Raw genomic sequence first — 18,555 nt, forward strand, 5'->3', positions numbered from 1 at the left:
GGGCCAGCCCCTCGCGCTCCCCGAGGTATTTTTGGCCAGATGAAGCAGGGATCCTGTTTCTTTCGGAAATGGAGTGAAGATGGGGCAGATGTTGAAATGTGTCTCGCCGATTGATGGATCGGTTTATGCAGAGCGTGAAGTGCTGTCGGCAGAAGCGGCTTTCAAGTCCGCCGCGCGGGCGCGTGCGGCGCAGGGGGAATGGGCGGCGCGCCCATTGCAGGAGCGGGTTGATCTTGTGATGGCAGGTGTGGCTGCTGTGGGCGCGATGAATGATGAGATCGTTCCAGAGCTTGCGCATATGATGGGCCGACCGGTGCGCTATGGCGGTGAGTTTGGCGGGTTCAATGAGCGCGCCAGTCATATGGCCGAAATTGCCTCAGACGCTCTGGCCGATATCGCCGTGGGTGAGGATGAGACCTTTAAACGCTATATCAAGCGCATCCCGCACGGGGTCGTGTTTGTGGTGGCACCCTGGAATTACCCCTACATGACGGCGATCAACACGGTTGCGCCTGCGCTGATCGCGGGCAATGCGGTGGTGTTGAAACACGCCACGCAGACCTTGCTGGTGGGTGAGCGTATGGCGCAGGCGTTCCATGCGTCGGGAGTGCCCGCGGATGTGTTCCAGAAAGTCTTCCTAAGCCATGACGTGACCAATGATCTGATCGCGGGCAAGGCGTTTGATTTCGTAAACTTCACCGGCTCAGTCGGGGGCGGGCAGGCGATGGAACGCGCAGCGGCAGGCACATTTACTGGCGTTGGCACCGAGTTGGGTGGCAAGGATCCGGGCTATGTCATGGACGACGCCGATCTGGATGCGGCGGTCGATACGTTGATCGACGGGGCCATGTTCAATTCGGGCCAGTGCTGCTGTGGGATCGAGCGGATTTATGTGCATGAGAGCCTGTTCGACGATTTCGTCGCCAAGGCGGTGGAGGTCGTAAAGGGTTATAAGCTGGGCAACCCGCTAGACACTGAAACGACGATCGGCCCGATGGCCAATGTTCGTTTTGCTGATGAGGTACGCGCGCAGATTTCTGATGCGGTCGCGGCAGGTGCCGTCGCCCATATCAAGACCTTTGCCGAGGATGATGGCGGTGCCTACCTGACGCCGCAGATCCTGACGAATGTCACCCATGACATGCGCGTGATGCGGGATGAGAGCTTTGGCCCGGTTGTGGGCATCATGAAAGTGTCCTCGGACGAAGAAGCCATCGCGCTGATGAATGACAGCGAGTTTGGCCTGACCGCCAGCCTATGGACCCGCGACGTGGATCGTGCGGCGCGGGTGGGGGACCAGATCGAAACCGGTACCGTGTTCATGAACCGCGCAGATTACCTGGACCCGGGCCTGTGCTGGACCGGCTGCAAGAATACCGGGCGCGGGGGCGGATTGTCGGTCATCGGCTATCACAACCTCACACGTCCCAAATCCTACCATCTGAAAAAGGTGACATCATGAGCCTTGTTGGAAACTGGTCTTACCCGACCGCGATCAAGTTCGGCGCTGGCCGGATCAAGGAATTGCCCGAGGCCTGCGCGGCTGCCGGGATGAAACACCCACTACTGGTGACTGACAAGGGGTTGGCCGATCTGCCGATCACCACGGCCACTCTGGATATCCTCGAGGCCGCAGGGCTGGGACGAGGGCTGTTCAGCGAAGTAGACCCGAACCCTAATGAAAAGAACCTCGAAGCCGGGGTTGCCGCCTATAATGCGGGTGGCCATGACGGGGTGATTGCCTTTGGTGGCGGCTCGGGGCTGGATCTTGGCAAGATGGTTGCCTTCATGTGCGGTCAGACCCGCCCTGTTTGGGATTTTGAGGATATCGGCGACTGGTGGACTCGCGCGGATGCTGACGCCATCGCACCGATCATTGCCGTGCCGACCACCGCCGGGACGGGGTCCGAGGTGGGTCGCGCCAGCGTCATCACCAACTCGGAAACGCACGCGAAGAAGATCATCTTCCACCCCAAGGTTCTGCCCGCGGTCGTGATCTGCGACCCCGAGCTGACGGTGGGTATGCCCAAGTTCATCACCGCAGGCACCGGTCTGGACGCGTTTGCCCATTGTGTTGAGGCGTTCTCCAGCCCGCATTACCACCCCATGTCCCAAGGAATCGCGCTGGAAGGGATGCGGCTGGTCAAGGACTACCTGCCGCGCGCCTATGCCGATGGCACCGACATCGAAGCCCGCGCCCAAATGATGAGCGCAGCGGCAATGGGCGCGACGGCGTTCCAAAAGGGCCTCGGCGCGATCCACGCGATGAGCCATCCGATTGGCGCGGTGTTCAACACCCATCACGGCACCACCAACGCGGTCTGCATGCCCGCCGTGCTGGACTTCAATGCGCCCGCCATCGCCGACCGGCTCCAGCAGGCCGCGGCCTATTTGGGCATAGAAGGCGGCTTTGACGGCTTCCGCGCTTTTGTGCAGGAGTTCAACGACAGCTTTGCCATCCCGCGCAAACTCTCTGATCTGGGCGTGACCGAAGCGTCGATCCCTGAACTGGTCAAAGGCGCGATCACCGACCCGTCCTGTGGCGGCAACCCGATTGAACTGACCGAAGACAACCTGACCGCGCTGTTCAAAGCCGCGCTGTAACAGGGTTGCAGACCCGCTCCCTCACCTCGCATACTGTGTGCAGGTGAGGGAGATTTTCATGACCAAAGAGATTGTTCTGATCCACGGGGCCTTTGCCGGGCCGTGGTGTATGGAGGATTACGCGGGCTTCTTCCGCGCGCGCGGCTGGACGGTTCACACCCCTGCGCTGCGCTACCATGGCGGCGACCCTAAGGCCGAGCCCGATCCCGGCCTGACCGACACCAGCGTCATGGACTACGCCGATGACATCGCCGCATTCGTGCAGGGGCTGGACAGCAAGCCAGTGCTGCTCGGCCACGCCATCGCGGGGGTTGTGGCGCAGCAGGTGGCGTCTCGCGGGCTGGCCAGTGCCATTGTTCTGATCAACCCGAACGCTGCCTGGGGGACGTTGCCTGAAACCGATGATGAGCGCGCCGTGCCGCGTGCGCTGATGGAGGGAGGGGCATTCTGGAAACAGCCCATGCGGGTTGATTTCGACCTGATGGCGCCCTTTGCGCTGAATAAAATGCCCGAAGCGCAGCAGCATGAGGTGTTCGACCAACTCGGCCCCGAAAGCGGGCGAGTGATGTTCGAGATGTTCTTTTGGATGTTCGACGACCACCACGCGATGAAGGTGGATATCGACAAGATCGACTGTCCCGTCCTGATCGTTTCCGGCACCGAGGACCGGGCCGTGAACCCCAACACCTGCCGCGCGTTGGCGAAACTCTACGGCGACCGCGCAACCTTTCTACCCGCCGAGAACCACGCGCATTTTCTGTTTATGGAGCCCGGCTGGGAAGGACCGGCCGGACAGATCGCGGATTGGCTGGATCAGACGCCGGGTGTCACCGACTGATCTGAAAGCTGCTTTGGGGTTTCCAGCTGAGTGAGCCGTCGTCGTTCTTGACACAGCGCAGTAGGTGCTCTTCACGGGTACTGATCGTGTCGGTCACAGTATTGTCGCCGAAGATCACGACAAAAGCGTCCTGTGAATAGGCCATGCCTGCGTAATAGCAAAACCGGGTCTCAGCCCCATCCGGAATTGGCGATGCAGTGCTGAGCGTTTGTTGCGCGGTTGCTTGACTGGCCAGCAATGCCAGTGCCAGCCCGAGGGTTGCTGTCTTCATGTCGTCCTCCCGTTCGAAAATCACTTGGTCTCATTGGGTCTTGGACGCTCGAGAACCTCAAATATCGCTCTTGAATGACGTTTTGAGGGTAAGTGTGAACGAGATCAACGGGTTAGGCAAGGGGGTGTAGAGGGCGTTTGCAGACATGTTCTGGTCACATACCCAATGCTTGGAGCGTTGCGTAAAGCTCGCGCCGGATCCGACATTCTAATGTTGGTTCAAAAAAGTGAATTGTTACGATAGCTACCTCAGACTTCTTGTCGTTGTTTTGAGTAAATATTGTCGGCACCTAGCCTGCACACTTTTAGGATTAACCGCTGTGACGATAGTGTATATTAAGTTGCAGTTAGTTAATTTCACCTAAGGCCAGCTCTTTGGTCTTTTCAACTAAATTTTTGATGTCCACTAGAGAATAGTTAATAGACACAGTCTCGTCATTCAGGATCTTGTCATTCATTTTCGAAAAAACGATCGGTGCATCATCCGTTACAATAACGCGAAATGGGTCAGAAAGAATATATTGCCGAAATTTTGCACCAGCCAAATTCTCGTAGTCTATCCGGAAATAGTGCGAAACTTGGAAGTAATCATACTGCGTTTCTTCACTCAACCTACTTTCAACATGTAAATTTCTGCTGAAATTCGCGTTACTTTGACCTTGGCAATGGAATATCTTATTTTGTTCCTCTGGGTAAGCCGAGATAGTGCAGAAATAAAAATAGTCGGATATTGGAAATGCATATTCATCGTTCTCCCCACTCCCACGCAGTCTAATTTCCAATACAGAAATATGTTGGATACTAAAATTCCTAGCGTGGCGCGTGTCGCCCCAGACAGTTATTGACTCGTTTTCGGGAAGCCAGCCGCTGCTGATATCGATCACGCCGGGCCATAGTTCGCTCTGAATTTGGAAATTCGGATTTTCAAGAAGTTCGTTTCTCAATTGGTGTTCGTTTTGCTGGCGAATTTGAACAAACGCCGTAGCTAAGCTTCCAATGCCAATGAGCAATGTGCTAATGGAAATTGCAATTTCGAAAACACCAATTTTTTTCTGCGGCAAAATACGGCGATGGCGGGCCTTCGCTCGCTGTAAGTTTCTGGTCTTAGACATCCAACTCCTCAACAAACCGCGCGTTCTCCTGAATGTACTGGAACCGCAGTTCGGGCTTCTTACCCATCAGGCGCTCGACCAGATCGCCGGTTTCGCCGGGTTCGTCCTCGTCAATCGTGACGCGGATCAGCTTGCGCGAGGCCGGGTCCATCGTGGTCTCTTTCAGGTCTTTGGCGTCCATTTCGCCCAAGCCCTTGAAGCGAGAGACGTCGATCTTGCCCTTGCCGCCCAGACCTTTTTCCAGCCATTCGTCGCGCTCGGCCTCGTCCAGGCAATAGACGCGTTTGGCGCCTTGGGTCAGGCGATACAGAGGCGGGCAGGCCAGATACAGGTGGCCCGCGTCGATCATGGGCCGCATCTGGGTGAAGAAGAATGTCATCAGCAAGGACGCAATATGCGCGCCGTCCACATCCGCGTCGGTCATGATGATGACCTTGTCATAGCGTAGGTCGTCGACGTTGAACTTGGTGCCAAGGCCCACACCCAGCGCTTGGGTCAGATCGTTGATCTCGGCATTGGTGCCCAGTTTCGAACTGGCCGCGCCCAGCACGTTCAGGATTTTGCCGCGCAGAGGCAGCAGGGCCTGCGTTTTGCGGTCACGCCCCATTTTGGCCGAGCCACCGGCCGAGTCGCCCTCGACAATGAATAATTCGGTGCCGTCCCGTGTTGAACTACTACAGTCCACCAGCTTGCCGGGAAGACGAAGTTTTTTAGTGGCGGATTTACGTTGTGTCTCTTTCTCGGCTCGTCGGCGCAGACGTTCCTCGGCTCGGAGTATCACAAAGTCGAGGATCGCGCCGGCAGATTTCGTGTCCGCGGCCAGCCAGTTATCGAAATGGTCGCGGACCGAATTCTCAACCAGTCGCTGGGCCTCGACCGTGGCCAGACGGTCTTTGGTCTGGCCGACGAATTCCGGCTCGCGGATAAAGCAGGACACCAGCGCGCAGCCGCCGGTGATCAGGTCTTCGCGGGTGATCTGCGCGGCTTTCTTGTTGTTGATCAGCTCACCATAAGCCTTGATCCCCTTGAGGATCGCGGCCCAGAATCCCGCCACGTGTGTTCCGCCTTCGGGGGTGGGGACGGTGTTACAGTAGGATTGGATGAACCCATCGCGCGAAGGTGTCCAGTTGATCGCCCATTCGACCTTGCCCGGTGTCCCGAACTTCTCGGTGAAGTCCACGGTGCCTGCGAAGGGCTGCTCGGCGTAGGTGGACGAGCCGTTCATCGTCTCCTTGAGGTAATCCGACAGGCCGCCGGGGAAATGGAACGTGGCCTCGGTCGGCGTTTCGCCGTCGTCGATGGCGGATTTCCAGCGGATTTCCACGCCCGAGAACAGATAGGCCTTGGACCGGATGGATTTGAACAACCGCGCCGGTTTGAACTTGTGGTGGCCAAAGATTTCGGCATCGGCGTGGAATGTCACGGTGGTGCCGCGCCGGTTGGGAGCCGCACCGATTTTCTCGACCGGTCCCAAGGGGATACCGCGTGAGAACCGTTGTTCGAACAGCGTCTTGTCCCGCGCCACCTGTACGACCATCGAGTCCGACAGGGCGTTCACCACCGAGGCACCAACCCCATGCAGACCGCCCGAGGTCTGATAGGCCTTGCCCGAGAATTTACCACCCGCGTGCAGGGTACACAGAATGACTTCAAGCGCGGATTTGTCCGGGAATTTCGGATGTGGATCAATTGGGATACCGCGCCCGTTGTCGCGCACGGTCAGGGCGTAATCTGCGTGCAGCTCGACCTCGATCCGGTTGGCGTGACCGGCGACCGCCTCGTCCATCGAGTTGTCGAGGATTTCGGCCACCATGTGATGCAGCGCGCGCTCATCCGTGCCGCCGATATACATGCCGGGGCGTTTGCGAACGGGTTCCAGCCCTTCAAGCACCTCGATCGAGGAGGCGTCATAGGTGGAAGTCGCTTCAGGCGTCAACAGATCGTCGGGCATCGGTGCTGCTCTTGTTTTTGAGTTTTATCCATTATGGCAGGTGATGTGGTCCGGGGGAAGAGGGGCGCGAAGTGTTGTAGAAAAATGCGAGGATCACGCGGGTTTTCGTATATGGCCTGTTTTCGACTAAGATGGGGGCAGTTTGTATTTTCTATCAACTAGGGGCAATTGGATGACGGCAAATTCCGCAGAGTTTATTGGTGACATTCCGACATATTATGACACTGGTCTTGGACCAAATATTTTCGTCGATTACGCACAACACTTGGTCGAGACATGTTGCAGCGAACCCGCTAGCGAAGTGGTCGAACTTGCAGCCGGAACCGGCATAGTCAGCAGAATGCTCCGAGATCAGTTGCCTGCAACAGCAAACCTGCTGGTCACTGATTTGAACGCGCCTATGTTGGATGTTGCCAAGACTAAGTTTTCTAGCTCGGAAAACGTTCGTTTTGACGTTGTCAACGCGATGGAACTGCCATTCGAAACACCAAAGTTCGATTTGATGGTGTGTCAGTTTGGCGTGATGTTTTTTCCCGACAAAGTCGCCTCGTTCCGTGAGGCCGCGAGAGCGCTGAAACCCCGAGGGCGTTACGTTTTTAATGTCTGGAGTTCTATGGCTGAAAACCCGGTTTCGCAGATGGCTCAGGACGTTGTTGCGCAGGTCTTCCCGGACGACCCTCCGGGTTTTTACCAAGTTCCGTTTCACTACGGAGACCCGCAGGCCGTATTGGCTGACTTGTCCGCCGCCGGTTGGCACAATGTGACATTCCAGACGATACGGTTGAGTAAAAAGATCCTGGATCCCGCGGCATTCTCGCGCGCTTTGGTGTTCGGAAACCCTTTGGTGGACGAAATAAAAGAGCGCGGCGGTGCCGATCCCGAGGAGGTCGCGGTGGAAATGGCAAAGGCATTGGATCAGCGATTTGGGTCAGAGGACATGGTGATGCCCTTGTCGGCCACGACTTTTGTCGGACAAATGGATTAACCCCACCTTTGAAATCGAAGCTTGCCTCCTGGGGCATCGCCGGTAACAACTCAATCTGTGATTGACGCGACCAAAATCGTAAGGAAGTGGAATGAGTTGGATCAAGACGGTGCCCTTCGAGCAGGCAACAGGTCGACTGAAGAAACTGTATGAACGGGTCACCGGGCCGGGGAACAACGTTGACAACATCATGATGGTGCATTCCCTGCGCCCGCATTCGATGGAAGGCCACATGGCGTTGTACAAAAACGTGTTGCACCATTCGGCCAACACCATTCCGAAATGGTTTCTCGAGGTTCTGGGCGTCTGGGTCAGTTCGTTGAATCGTTGTGGATACTGTGTCGAGCATCACTTCAGTGGTCTACAGCGTTTGCTGGACGATCCTGCACGCGCAGAAGCTATTCGTGCAGCGATTGAGGCCAAAGCGCCAGATACCGCCCCTTTGGATGCCGCGCAGGTCGCTGGGATGCATTATGCGCGCATGTTGACTCAGGCACCGGCGGATATGACAGAAGCAGATATCGACGCGTTACGCGCGGCGGGGTGGGATGACGGCCAGATACTCGAGATTAATCAGGTCTGCGCCTATTTCTCGTATGCCAACCGCACTGTTCTGGGGCTGGGGTGCGACACCGATGGGGATGTTTTGGGACTATCGCCCAACAACTCCGAGGACCCGGCGGATTGGGGGCATCGCTAGGCCGTCAGGCACCGCTCCAGTCCAGAATTGCCTGCGCCATTGCATCAGGTCGTTGGTGATGCAGCCAGTGATCGGCACCGGGAATGTCGACACGCTTCAGGTCGGGCGCGAAGGTTTCGAGCCCAGAGGTCGCCTCTGGCAGCAGCGCTTTGTCTTCCGGTCCCCAAAGAAGCAGATGCGGGCATCGGACCATCAGGCGCTCTACCGGCAACTCGGGCAGGTCCGTCAAAGGCTCGCCCGGTTTGGCCACCACCAAAGGAGAAGCGCGATACCAGTTCAACATAGCGTTCAACCGACCGGGCCGACCCCATTCGGTGCGATAGTCTTGCATCTGATGATCAGACAACCAATCCAACCCCATGCCGTATCTGAAGAAACGTTCAAGCAGGGCGAAGTTATTGGCTGAAAATCGATCGGCTGCGTCCTCGGCGCGCAGGTCATTGATATATTGCGAGGCTGCGGACTGCGCTCCTCCGGCCGCCATGGCGCGCTGAAATGGAACCGGATGAACTCCGTTCGCGATGATCAGGCGGTCGACCAGTTCGGGCCGAAACATAGCCAGGCCATAGGCCACCGAAGCCCCCCAATCGTGACCCAGAACCGTTACAGGCCCGCCCTGCGTTTCGATCAGTGCGGCCATGTCCGTCACCAGGTTGGACAGGGTGTAGTGGCCAACGCTTTCCGGCACCCAGCTTTGCCCGTAACCGCGCTGATCCGGCGCAACACAATGGTAGTGCTGGGCGAGGTACGGTGCCAGATCGGCCCATGCGCCGCCATATTCTGGAAAGCCGTGCAGCAGCAGCAGCGTGTGCAAATTGGGATCACCCCAGCCGCGTAGAAAAAACGGCTGACCGTCGAGTGTGACAAACCTGCTGTTCATGGGGCTAACCCTATGGTCTGAAATCGAAATACAGAGCACCTAAGATACAGCAATTTGACACCAATCAAAGCGCGAAGTGCCGGTCCCTGTTAGCCTTTCATCTAACAAGCTTAGCAAGGAGAAACTGAATGGAAACAGCGGCACAGATAGAAAAGACAGAAACGCCCGTTACTGTGGTGCCCGCCTCTGCAGCGCCCAGTCCCGAGAAAATTCGCCTGGCTTTTGAAAGCGGCAAATACCCCTATGGTCGCAAAATGGCGCGTAGGACGTATGAGGCGCAAAAGGCCGAGTTGCAGGCCGAGTTGCTGAAGGTTCAGCTGTGGGCGCAAGAGACGGGTCAGCGGTTTGTGTTGTTGTTTGAAGGCCGCGACGCTGCTGGAAAGGGTGGCACGATCAAACGGTTCATGGAGCACCTGAACCCGCGTCAGGCCCGTGTGGTCGCGTTGAACAAACCCACCTGGGAAGAAAAGGGTCAGTGGTATTACCAGCGCTATATTCAGGAACTGCCGACCGTGGGCGAAATGGTCTTTTATGACCGCTCCTGGTACAACCGCGCGGGCGTTGAGCGGGTGATGGGCTTTTGTTCGCCCAATGAGTATCTGGAGTTCATGCGCCAGACCCCGGATTTTGAGCGGATGCTGGTGCGCTCTGGCATTCAGCTTTACAAATACTGGTTCTCAGTCACGCAGGAAGAGCAACAGCGCCGGTTCAAAAGCCGTGAAACCGACCCGCTGAAACAGTGGAAATTGTCACCGATCGACAAGGCGAGCCTTAGCAAGTGGGACGACTACACCGAGGCGAAAGAGGCGATGTTCTTCTACACCGATACCGCCGATGCGCCCTGGACGATCATCAAGTCCAACGACAAGAAACGTGCCCGTCTGAACACGATGCGCCACTTCCTGTCGACGCTGGACTATCCCGGTAAGAACCATGACATCGTAAGCGACCCGGATCCGCTGATCGTCGGGCAGGCACATCACGTGATCCATCGCTCCGAGCACATACTGGGTACGTCTCTGCATCCGGACGCTTGAAAGGGCCATTCGAAGCTGATTACCGGCTCTTGATCGAGAGTCTCATCTTGAAATTTCGTTGATCTGGTCTTGTCCCGGCTTCTAGCCGGGCATAAGGCTGGGGCAATGAACAAGGTGATGACATATCGCGGCCACTTCCGGGCCATCGCCGTGCTCGGCCTGCCGTTGGTGGGCGGGCATCTGGCGCAGTTCGCTATCGGCCTGACCGATACGATCATGCTGGGCTGGTACGGGGTCGAGGCTTTGGCTGCTGTAACCTTGGCCAGCAGCTACTATTTCGTGCTGTTTCTGTTCGGGGCCGGGTTCGGCTGGGCCGTTATGCCTATCGTCGCCACGGCCGCTGCTGAAGAGGACGAGACGAGTATTCGCCGCTCGACCCGCATGGGGTTGTGGCTGTCACTGATCTATGCGGCTCTTATGATGCCGTTGCTATGGTGGTCCTACCCGATCCTGATTGCTTTGGATCAGGACCCTGATGTTGCGCGAACGGCTTCCCAGTACCTGCGGGTCGCAGGGTGGGGCCTGTTCCCGGCGCTTATCGTGATGGTCTTGAAGTCTTATCTGGCCGCGTTGGAACGGACCCAGATCGTTCTTTGGATTACGGTAACAGCCGCCGTGGTCAACGGCCTAACTAACTATGCGCTGATCTTCGGGAACTGGGGCGCGCCCGAGATGGGCGTGATCGGCGCCGCCGTCGCCTCGGTGGTTACACAGATCGTTTCGCTGGTCTTTGTGGTGATCTATGCGGTGCGTGTCTTGCCCGAACACAGCCTGTTTCAGCGTTTCTGGCGCCCGGATTGGGAGTTCTTCTTCAGCGTCCTGCGTCTAGGCGTGCCCATCGGATTGACTACTCTGGCCGAGGTTAGCTTGTTTGCGATGTCCGCGATCATGATGGGGTGGCTGGGTCAGGTGCCGCTGGCGGCGCACGGGATCGCGCTGAATTTGGCCTCGGCCACGTTCATGGTGCATCTGGGCCTGTCGAACGCAGCCACGATCCGAGCGGGTAATGCGCTGGGCCGCAAGGACCGGGCGCATCTGGAAAAAGGCGCGATTGCCGTAACGGGCATGTCTTTGGTGATGTCGGTGCTGACGGTCATCCTGTTCCTGACCTGCGCCGAGCCGTTGATCTCGTTGTTTATGGAAACAGACGATCCGCAGCGGGGGGAAATCCTGTTGATTGGCACCGGGTTGCTGGCCATGGCGGCCCTGTTCCAACTGGTGGATGGCGCGCAGGTGATTGCGCTGGGCCTGTTGCGTGGTTTGCAGGACGCCAAAGTGCCGATGGTAATGGCAGGGCTTAGCTATTGGGTCGTGGGCATTCCAGCGTCGTATTACTTTGGCTTTGTCCGGGGGATGGACGGAATTGGAGTCTGGCTGGGTCTTGTTCTGGGGCTGGCTTGTGCGGCGGTGCTTCTGATGGCACGGTTCTGGATGCGATCGGTTCGGTCTGTGCCGGTGGCGGCTTAGCCCTTGCTGAGTCGATCCGCCTTTTTGCGCACGAGGACGCTGCGCAGGTCATGCATGGCCATCAACAATCTGTCGGTCACATCCTCAAGCTGATCATCGGTCGCCTTTGACTGTGCCCATTGAGTCGTCAGGTTCAGGTAATCCACGGCCCGGTGGATATCATCCATGTCGCGCTGGGCCAGCAAGGCCTTGCGCGCCTCCATCCAGCGCGCGATTTCGGCTTGGTCGGCTTCGGTCAGGGTGCGCTGGCCTTGCGGTTTGACCTCGCCATTTCGGATGTTGATGACGGCGATCTGGTCCATCTCGATCCGTTGCTGGCGGTTTTCCGTGTCGATCCGGAATACCGCAGCTCCATTCTCGCGGATACGGAAATAGTATTCGGGCAGTTCAGTCGCCATACGGCCTCCGGGCTCAGGTCAGTGCGGCGCAGAAATTTTGGATGCGGGTGCAAGCCTCGGTCAGCGCTTCATCCGATGTAGCATAGCTGACACGGAAATTCGGAGACAAGCCAAACGCGGCACCAAAAACAACGGCAACGTCAGCCTCTTCCAGCAACGCTGTGGCAAATGCCTCATCCGATGCGATCACGGTACCCGCCGGGGTTGTTTTTCCGATCAGACCCGCGATCGAAGGATAGACGTAAAAAGCACCTTCGGGCGTGGGGCAGGTGATGCCGTCGATCTGGTTTAGCATCTTCACCACAAGATCGCGGCGTCGTTTGAATGTCTCGGCATTAGGGGCCAGAAAATCCTGCGTGCCGTTCAGCGCCTCGACCGCAGCCCATTGGCTGACCGAACAAGGGTTCGAGGTCGACTGCGATTGGATCTTGCGCATCGCTGCGATCAACTCGGCCGGGCCTGCGGCATACCCGATCCGCCAGCCGGTCATGGCATAGGCTTTGGACACACCGTTACAGGTTAGTGTGCGCTCATACAGGCCGGGTTCGATCTCAGCCGGGGTGCAGAATTCGAACCCGTCATAGGCGAGATGTTCATACATATCATCAGACATGATCCAAACATGCGGATGACGCATCAGCACATCGGTTAACGCCTTTAGCTCGGCCCGGCTGTAACCCGCACCAGTAGGGTTGGACGGAGAGTTGAAGATGAACCACTTGGTGTTCGGCGTGATCGCGGCCTCAAGCTGTTCGGCTGTCAGCTTGAACTGGTTTTCCAAGGTTGTTTCCACCACGACCGGCGTGCCGCCTGCCAGCAGAACCATATCGGGATAGCTGACCCAGTAGGGGGCGGGGATGATCACCTCATCGCCGTCGTTCATGGTAGCCATTAAGGCGTTATACAGCGTCTGCTTGCCGCCGGTACCTACCGAGATCTGGGCAGGCTTATAGTCCAACCCGTGATCACGTTTCATTTTGGCACAAGCCGCCTGTTTCAACTCGGGGATGCCATCGGGCGCGGTGTATTTCGTTTTCCCCGCGGCAATGGCGGCGACAGCCGCGTCCTTGATGTTCTGCGGCGTGTCGAAATCGGGTTCGCCCGCGCTCAGTCCGATGACGTCGCGCCCTGCGGCCTTCAATTCGGCGGCTTTCGCTGTCATTGCGATGGTCGGTGATGGTTTTACGCGTGACAGTGTCGCAGACAGGAAACTCATGATCGGCCTCGGTTTGTATGTTCAACCTGTCTGTCATAGGGTGCGCCCGAATGACGATCAAGCGATATGCACAGTGGAATTGGAGACGCGAATGAACGATGAAAGCGACTGGTACGGCCCGGAATCAGCAACTTTTGGCGACCGGCTGGCAGGCGCGCGTGAAGCGGCAGGTATGACGCAATCGCAGCTTGCGCGGCGGCTTGGCGTCAAGAAGGCCACGATCGTCGCTTGGGAAAACGACCTGTCTGAGCCGCGCGCCAACCGTTTGTCGATGATGGCTGGAATGATCAACGTCTCGATCATGTGGCTTTTGACTGGCGAGGGTGAGGGCATGGATGCCCCGGTTGAAGTGGTGGAAAACGCGCCTGAGCTTGTTGAAGTCGTGACCGAGTTGCGCGCCATCCGTGGCGAGATGCGGGCCAGCGCCGAACGGGCCGCCAAGTTGGAGAAACGCGTGCGCCTGATGTTGGAGCGAAATCAATGACCGAGCCGCGTGACGTTCAGATCAAGCGATTGAAAATGCGCTCCATGCGCCGGGGGATTAAGGAAATGGACCTGATCCTGCAAGCGTATGCCGAACGCAATTTGGCGGCGATGGACAGTGCGGGGTTGGAAACCTATGATGCGCTGCTGCACGAAAATGATCAGGACCTGTATCAATGGGTGACCGGGCAGGTCACCGCCCCAGAGCGGTTCGGGGATCTGATAACTGATATCGCACAAACATTTCAAAAATAAAGAAAAAGACGGTTTAACGGAATTTTCGGTTTTTCGATTCATTCTGCCTGAAACAGCGCGATTGAATCGGAGGATCGGATGAGTATGGAAATGCAGGTCTCCGCGCACGGGGCCAAGGGCTTCATGACCAGTTATCTTGAGGCGCTTGCCCTTGTCGAACGGCTGCACCGTTTGCTTTTGGACGTCATCAAGGACGAGTTCGAACGTGTCGGCGTACTTGAAATCAACGCGGTTCAGGCATTGCTGCTTTTCAACATCGGCGATCATGAAGTCACGGCAGGTGAGCTGAAAAGCCGAGGATATTACCAGGGCAGTAATGTCAGCTATAACCTGAAAAAGCTGGTTGAGATGGGCTATATGCACCACCAGCGTTGCGAGATTGACCGCCGTTCGGTCCGTGTGCGTTTGACGCCGCGTGGACGTGAAATTCGTGACACTGTGTCCGAGCTGTTCGCGCGCCATGCCGATGGTTTGCAGTCACGTGGCGTGTTGGGGCTTGAGGGGATCGAGGACATCACCACCTCTCTCCGTCGGGTTGAACGGTATTGGACGGACCAGATCCGTTATATTTACTGATCAGGGTCGGGTGTATGGCCCGGCGTCGGACAGGACCAAGCCCTCAAGCTCGCGGATTAGCTTGCGGGTCATCGCATCCTCATAGGCTTCGAACCCGACGGCAACCTCGACAAAGGCGTCGGGGCCTAGAATGACCCAGGCATTGTAATAAGCGGATAACTCACTGATCTGTACGTCGCGCTTGTCCCCGACATTGGCGTCATCGGGGCCGATCACTAGTCCGTTGATGGTGATCCCGCTGACTTGCAGTGCTTGTTTCACCTCGCGGGGGTGAGGGCCAATGTTGTGCTTTCCGTCGCCAGAAAGGTCCAGCGTTTGCTTCCAGCACTCTGGCTGTTGGGACAGTAATTCAGCCCCAAACAGCATTGCCGATCCAACTGCTGTCCCCTGAGGCGCCGAGCTGCGCGTTACCGAGTTTAACAGGTTTGAAATGCCAGCTAGTTGTTCGTCGGATCGGATTTCTGTCCAGTCCAGCAGCATGCGCTGATGACTGGCCTCACTCCATTCGAATACGGCGAGCCGCACCGCAGGGCCAAGGCCCGAAAGAAGCAGTTGCTTGACCTTGGGTCGTTGCAGGGCAGCGGCCAGACCACCGAGTTGCAACCTGTATTCGGCGCTATCGACCGAGCCAGAGACATCCAGACCCAATGCCAGAGCCTGTCTGCACTCAGACAAGGCAGGTGTTCCCCAAAAGACTGCGACAGCGGCAAGGTACCGGATCATTTTGGCGCTTCACCGGATAGAGCGCCGATTTGCAGGCCCTGCAATTCCCTCTCAAGCTTCCGGCGCATGGCGCGCTCGAAGTCTTCGAACCCTTGCGCCACTTCAAGAAAAGCGCCGGGGCCATGCAGGACATTGTTCTCGAAAAACGGGATAAGGAACAGCTCGCCTTCGAAATCAGCAGCGTTGATGACCAGCCCGTTCACCACGACGTCCTGAAACGGAAAGTGGCGGTAGGCCGAATCCGGCCCGTACCCGTCATTGTTCGACCCATCACCAGACAGATCAATGGTCTGGAAAAGGCAGGGCGGGGCTTGCTGCATCAGTGTCGCGCCAAAAGCCAACGCATATCCCATCGCCGTGGCCGATCCGCTGTCGGAACGAACTGATTGCTGGATCGTCTTGGCTGCAGCCAGCAAATCCGCCCGTGTACGTATCATCGACCAGTTCAGAATGACGCGCTGCGTGCTGCGCCCGCTCCATTCATAGACCGCAAGCGCAACGGGCATTGGGGATGAGAAAAACGCCTCGGTCACTTCAGGCGCGACAAGAGCCGCGGCCAGACCCTGCCTTTGCAGTGTGTCTTCAGTGGCGTCCACCGAGGTCGATATGTCCATCGCCAAGGCAAGCGCCAGTCGGCAGGTCTCGGCCCGCAAGGGGCTGGCCAATACGGCCAAGCCCAAGGTTGCCAGCCAGCGGATCACCAATGACCGGTGCTCTCCATGCTGGCCCAGGGTTCGGCGGGGTCCAGCGCGTCGCCGTTTTGCAGCAGCTCGACCGAAATGTTGTCTGGCGAGCGCACAAACGCCATGCGCCCGTCGCGCGGCGGCCGGTTGATCACCACGCCGTTTTCCTGAAGCAGTTGGCACATTTCGTAGATATTATCGACCCCGTAGGCCAAATGACCGAAATGGCGGCTATCGCCAGGTAATCCGTCGTCGCCATCCCAGTTATATGTCAGCTCGATCGGACGATCTTCTTGCCCCGGAGGCGCCATGAAGATCAGCGAAAACCGCCCCTGTTCACTGTCATACCGGCGGGTTTCTTGTAGCCCCAGCAGTTCGTAAAACGCCATGGATTTCTCAAGATCTTTCACACGGACCATGGTGTGGAGGTATGTCAGCCCCATTGCGGTTTCCTTTTTTGTTCAGGTGATGCCATGCACCTTAGCGCGCTAACGTAGTCTGTCGAGGGGCGCGGCGGACACAATTTAGAGTTTGCGCAAGTTAGCGCACATATCGCGGTTCCTGTCGTGGTTTTGCCGATATATAGTGGTCTGCGACTCATTCGCTGGAAAGGAAATTTCATGCCGCTGTCCTCTGACCAACTGACCGAGATCGAAGCGCAACGGGCGCAATCGTATCAAACGCGTCGTGTTGTTGCCCCGGGGATGGAGGATCACCTGTACACCGCGCATCAGGTTCTGGACCACGGTTTTGTGCGTGTGATCGACTATATGGGCGACGACGCGGCGATTTGTCAGGCTGCCCGTGTGTCCTATGGCAAGGGTACCAAATCCGTACAGAATGATGAGGGCCTGATCCGTTACCTGATGCGTCACTGGCACTCGACCCCTTTTGAAATGTGCGAGATCAAGCTGCATGTGAAACTGCCCGTCTTTGTGGCGCGGCAATGGATCCGGCATCGGACGGCGAATGTGAACGAATACTCGGCACGCTATTCTATCCTGGACCGCGAGTTCTATATCCCCGCGCCCGACCATGTGGCGGCGCAATCCGAAGTGAACAACCAGGGCCGGGGCGACGCGCTGCAGGGCGAAGAAGCCGCGCGCGTACTTGAAATGCTCAAGGCAGACAGTGCCCGTTGCTACGACAATTATGAGGCGATGATCAATCAGGATGGTCAGCAGGGTCTGGCACGTGAACTGGCGCGGATGAACCTTCCGGCGAATATCTACACTCAATGGTACTGGAAGGTGGACCTGCACAATCTGTTCCACTTCCTGCGGCTGCGAGCGGACCCCCACGCGCAATATGAAATCCGTGTATATGCGGACACGATGTGCAAAATCGTCGCCGACTGGGTTCCTTTCGCTTACAAGGCGTTTGAAGATTACCGTCTTGGCGCGGTGAATCTATCCGCGCAGATGGTCGACTGCCTGCGGCGAATGTTGTCCGGGGAAACCGTTTCTCAGGAAAATTCGGGAATGACCGCCCGCGAGTGGCGCGAGTTTGAGGCCGTCATCCGCGAAAGCTAATCGCATATCGTTTGTCTATACGTTTTGTCGTGAAGCTGTTACATTGGCTTCATGACATGTCTTTCTTACATCCGATTTGCATGCCTCTTTTGCTTGCTTGGCGGCCCGGTTTTCGCCAAGTCTCCGATTGCCGAGGTATTGTGTGAACCGACATCCCGAATGCACGACAAGCTTGAACGTCAGTTCGGCTCGCAGCGCGCGGCCACCGGGGTGCGCAGTCCCGAACAGATCATGGAAGTCTGGACTAGCGAGAAAGGTGATTGGACGATGGTTGTCACTTATTCGACCGGCACGTCCTGCATCGTTGCGATGGGTCAAGACTGGTTCACGCACGCCGACACAGATCCGGCGCGCGGTTAACATTGGTCGAACCATTATTGGTCAACGGCCGGAAATTGGCCGTTGCCCTGCTTTGTCTTCCCGTCGGGAGGGGGCCTTACAACGGTTTCAAATCGGCGGCCATCTGGCGACCGTCGCGTCCGTCCTGCAATTCGTATGAGACTTTCTGATTGTCTGCGAGCCCGGTCAGACCTGACCGTTCAACAGCCGAGATATGTACAAATACGTCCTTGCCACCTTCATCGGGGGCAATAAACCCATAGCCTTTAGTGGTATTAAACCATTTCACGGTGCCAGTTGGCATTTCCCGTGTCTCCTTCTACTTACACGTTGTCCCACAAATTGGTGGGGGAAGTGATTGACGCCACCGCCTTTCATCACCGCCGCGCCCACACGCTTCGGCCCGAATTGCGTATTTCGTCTTTTTCAACATTGCACGGTGAAGTAAAAAATCAAGAATTACCGGAACACCTTGGCGAATTTGCCTAAAATTCACACAAGCATAG

23 protein-coding genes are annotated in these 18,555 nt (G+C 57.1%); 13 read left to right on the plus strand and 10 right to left on the minus strand.

What is annotated here, in order from left to right; genetic code table 11:
- The first annotated feature begins 79 nt into the window (after positions 1-79).
- From AC2FNR_RS09755 to AC2FNR_RS09765, 3 genes are read left to right on the plus strand one after another with little or no spacing between them, the layout of a single operon-like run.
- On the plus strand, positions 80-1,462 hold the full coding sequence (locus tag AC2FNR_RS09755; protein ID WP_496848923.1) for an aldehyde dehydrogenase family protein: 1,383 nt from the start codon (positions 80-82) through the stop codon (positions 1,460-1,462).
- Positions 1,459-2,604 carry an iron-containing alcohol dehydrogenase gene (locus AC2FNR_RS09760; protein WP_496848924.1) on the plus strand — a complete coding sequence of 382 codons (1,146 nt, stop codon included), beginning with the start codon at positions 1,459-1,461 and terminating at the stop codon, positions 2,602-2,604. Before AC2FNR_RS09755 ends, AC2FNR_RS09760 begins: the two co-directional genes overlap by 4 nt.
- A 58-nt stretch (positions 2,605-2,662) precedes the next feature.
- Positions 2,663-3,442, plus strand: coding sequence for an alpha/beta hydrolase (locus tag AC2FNR_RS09765; protein ID WP_496848925.1), 780 nt, complete (start codon positions 2,663-2,665; stop codon positions 3,440-3,442).
- Here the strand turns inward: AC2FNR_RS09765 and AC2FNR_RS09770 are convergent.
- From AC2FNR_RS09770 to parE, 3 genes are all read right to left on the minus strand, one after another.
- On the minus strand, positions 3,432-3,713 hold the full coding sequence (locus AC2FNR_RS09770; RefSeq protein WP_496848926.1) for a hypothetical protein: 282 nt from the start codon (positions 3,711-3,713) through the stop codon (positions 3,432-3,434). The genes AC2FNR_RS09765 and AC2FNR_RS09770 overlap by 11 nt on opposite strands.
- A gap of 346 nt (positions 3,714-4,059) precedes the next feature.
- Entirely contained in the window at positions 4,060-4,824 is a 765-nt protein-coding gene (locus AC2FNR_RS09775; RefSeq protein ID WP_496848927.1) for a hypothetical protein, read from the minus strand.
- On the minus strand, positions 4,817-6,775 hold the full coding sequence (gene parE, locus AC2FNR_RS09780; RefSeq protein WP_170354640.1) for a DNA topoisomerase IV subunit B: 1,959 nt from the start codon (positions 6,773-6,775) through the stop codon (positions 4,817-4,819). Before parE ends, AC2FNR_RS09775 begins: the two co-directional genes overlap by 8 nt.
- Positions 6,776-6,947: 172 nt before the next feature.
- Here parE and AC2FNR_RS09785 point away from each other — a divergent pair, with 172 nt between their 5' ends.
- The gene (locus AC2FNR_RS09785) at positions 6,948-7,760 is read left to right on the plus strand and encodes a class I SAM-dependent methyltransferase (protein WP_496848928.1); all 813 of its coding nucleotides are present in this window, start codon (positions 6,948-6,950) and stop codon (positions 7,758-7,760) included.
- 91 nt (positions 7,761-7,851) lie between these two features.
- Positions 7,852-8,460, plus strand: a complete 609-nt coding sequence (locus tag AC2FNR_RS09790) for a carboxymuconolactone decarboxylase family protein (protein WP_170354638.1) — start codon at positions 7,852-7,854, stop codon at positions 8,458-8,460.
- 4 nt (positions 8,461-8,464) lie between these two features.
- Here the strand turns inward: AC2FNR_RS09790 and AC2FNR_RS09795 are convergent, their stop codons facing one another.
- Entirely contained in the window at positions 8,465-9,340 is an 876-nt protein-coding gene (locus AC2FNR_RS09795) for an alpha/beta fold hydrolase (protein ID WP_496848929.1), read from the minus strand.
- Between the two features lie 128 nt (positions 9,341-9,468).
- On the opposite strand from AC2FNR_RS09795, the gene ppk2 reads away from it, so the two are divergent.
- Together ppk2 and AC2FNR_RS09805 are read left to right on the plus strand one after the other, a co-directional pair.
- On the plus strand, positions 9,469-10,377 hold the full coding sequence (gene ppk2 / locus AC2FNR_RS09800; RefSeq protein WP_170354636.1) for a polyphosphate kinase 2: 909 nt from the start codon (positions 9,469-9,471) through the stop codon (positions 10,375-10,377).
- Positions 10,378-10,482: 105 nt separating this feature from the next.
- The gene (locus AC2FNR_RS09805) at positions 10,483-11,844 is read left to right on the plus strand and encodes an MATE family efflux transporter (protein ID WP_170752423.1); all 1,362 of its coding nucleotides are present in this window, start codon (positions 10,483-10,485) and stop codon (positions 11,842-11,844) included.
- Here AC2FNR_RS09805 and AC2FNR_RS09810 read toward each other — a convergent pair.
- Together AC2FNR_RS09810 and AC2FNR_RS09815 are read right to left on the minus strand one after the other, a co-directional pair.
- On the minus strand, positions 11,841-12,242 hold the full coding sequence (locus AC2FNR_RS09810) for a hypothetical protein (protein WP_170752425.1): 402 nt from the start codon (positions 12,240-12,242) through the stop codon (positions 11,841-11,843). The two genes, AC2FNR_RS09805 and AC2FNR_RS09810, sit on opposite strands and share 4 nt — an antisense overlap.
- A 13-nt stretch (positions 12,243-12,255) precedes the next feature.
- Positions 12,256-13,458 carry a pyridoxal phosphate-dependent aminotransferase gene (locus tag AC2FNR_RS09815; protein ID WP_496848930.1) on the minus strand — a complete coding sequence of 401 codons (1,203 nt, stop codon included), beginning with the start codon at positions 13,456-13,458 and terminating at the stop codon, positions 12,256-12,258.
- Positions 13,459-13,549: 91 nt separating this feature from the next.
- Between AC2FNR_RS09815 and AC2FNR_RS09820 the strand changes: the two genes are divergently transcribed.
- The 3 genes from AC2FNR_RS09820 to AC2FNR_RS09830 all read left to right on the plus strand — a co-directional run bounded on the left by AC2FNR_RS09820 (position 13,550) and on the right by AC2FNR_RS09830 (position 14,772).
- Positions 13,550-13,942, plus strand: a complete 393-nt coding sequence (locus AC2FNR_RS09820) for a helix-turn-helix domain-containing protein (RefSeq protein WP_170354632.1) — start codon at positions 13,550-13,552, stop codon at positions 13,940-13,942.
- Positions 13,939-14,196 carry a succinate dehydrogenase assembly factor 2 gene (locus tag AC2FNR_RS09825; protein WP_480865891.1) on the plus strand — a complete coding sequence of 86 codons (258 nt, stop codon included), beginning with the start codon at positions 13,939-13,941 and terminating at the stop codon, positions 14,194-14,196. The genes AC2FNR_RS09820 and AC2FNR_RS09825 overlap by 4 nt, the downstream gene beginning before the upstream one ends.
- Positions 14,197-14,274: 78 nt before the next feature.
- Entirely contained in the window at positions 14,275-14,772 is a 498-nt protein-coding gene (locus AC2FNR_RS09830) for a MarR family winged helix-turn-helix transcriptional regulator (protein ID WP_170354630.1), read from the plus strand.
- On the opposite strand, the gene AC2FNR_RS09835 is transcribed toward AC2FNR_RS09830, so the two are convergent.
- The 3 genes from AC2FNR_RS09835 to AC2FNR_RS09845 are packed head-to-tail and all read right to left on the minus strand — an operon-like array spanning position 14,773 to position 16,621.
- Entirely contained in the window at positions 14,773-15,495 is a 723-nt protein-coding gene (locus AC2FNR_RS09835) for a DUF1194 domain-containing protein (RefSeq protein ID WP_496848931.1), read from the minus strand. It lies immediately after the preceding gene.
- The gene (locus AC2FNR_RS09840) at positions 15,492-16,196 is read right to left on the minus strand and encodes a DUF1194 domain-containing protein (RefSeq protein ID WP_496848932.1); all 705 of its coding nucleotides are present in this window, start codon (positions 16,194-16,196) and stop codon (positions 15,492-15,494) included. The genes AC2FNR_RS09835 and AC2FNR_RS09840 overlap by 4 nt, the downstream gene beginning before the upstream one ends.
- Complete coding sequence (locus AC2FNR_RS09845; RefSeq protein WP_496848933.1) at positions 16,193-16,621, minus strand: VOC family protein; 429 nt, start codon at positions 16,619-16,621, stop codon at positions 16,193-16,195. Before AC2FNR_RS09845 ends, AC2FNR_RS09840 begins: the two co-directional genes overlap by 4 nt.
- Positions 16,622-16,798: 177 nt before the next feature.
- On the opposite strand from AC2FNR_RS09845, the gene thyX reads away from it, so the two are divergent.
- Together thyX and AC2FNR_RS09855 are read left to right on the plus strand one after the other, a co-directional pair.
- On the plus strand, positions 16,799-17,710 hold the full coding sequence (gene thyX / locus AC2FNR_RS09850; protein WP_496848934.1) for an FAD-dependent thymidylate synthase: 912 nt from the start codon (positions 16,799-16,801) through the stop codon (positions 17,708-17,710).
- Between the two features lie 159 nt (positions 17,711-17,869).
- Positions 17,870-18,070, plus strand: coding sequence for a hypothetical protein (locus tag AC2FNR_RS09855; protein WP_480844989.1), 201 nt, complete (start codon positions 17,870-17,872; stop codon positions 18,068-18,070).
- A 76-nt stretch (positions 18,071-18,146) separates the two neighbouring features.
- Here the strand turns inward: AC2FNR_RS09855 and AC2FNR_RS09860 are convergent, their stop codons facing one another.
- On the minus strand, positions 18,147-18,353 hold the full coding sequence (locus AC2FNR_RS09860) for a cold-shock protein (RefSeq protein ID WP_008758035.1): 207 nt from the start codon (positions 18,351-18,353) through the stop codon (positions 18,147-18,149).
- Between the two features lie 50 nt (positions 18,354-18,403).
- On the opposite strand from AC2FNR_RS09860, the gene AC2FNR_RS09865 reads away from it, so the two are divergent.
- Complete coding sequence (locus tag AC2FNR_RS09865) at positions 18,404-18,538, plus strand: hypothetical protein (RefSeq protein ID WP_269149578.1); 135 nt, start codon at positions 18,404-18,406, stop codon at positions 18,536-18,538.
- The last annotated feature ends 17 nt before the right edge of the window (positions 18,539-18,555 follow it).

This window comes from Ruegeria sp. SATB045 (genome assembly GCF_059613525.1).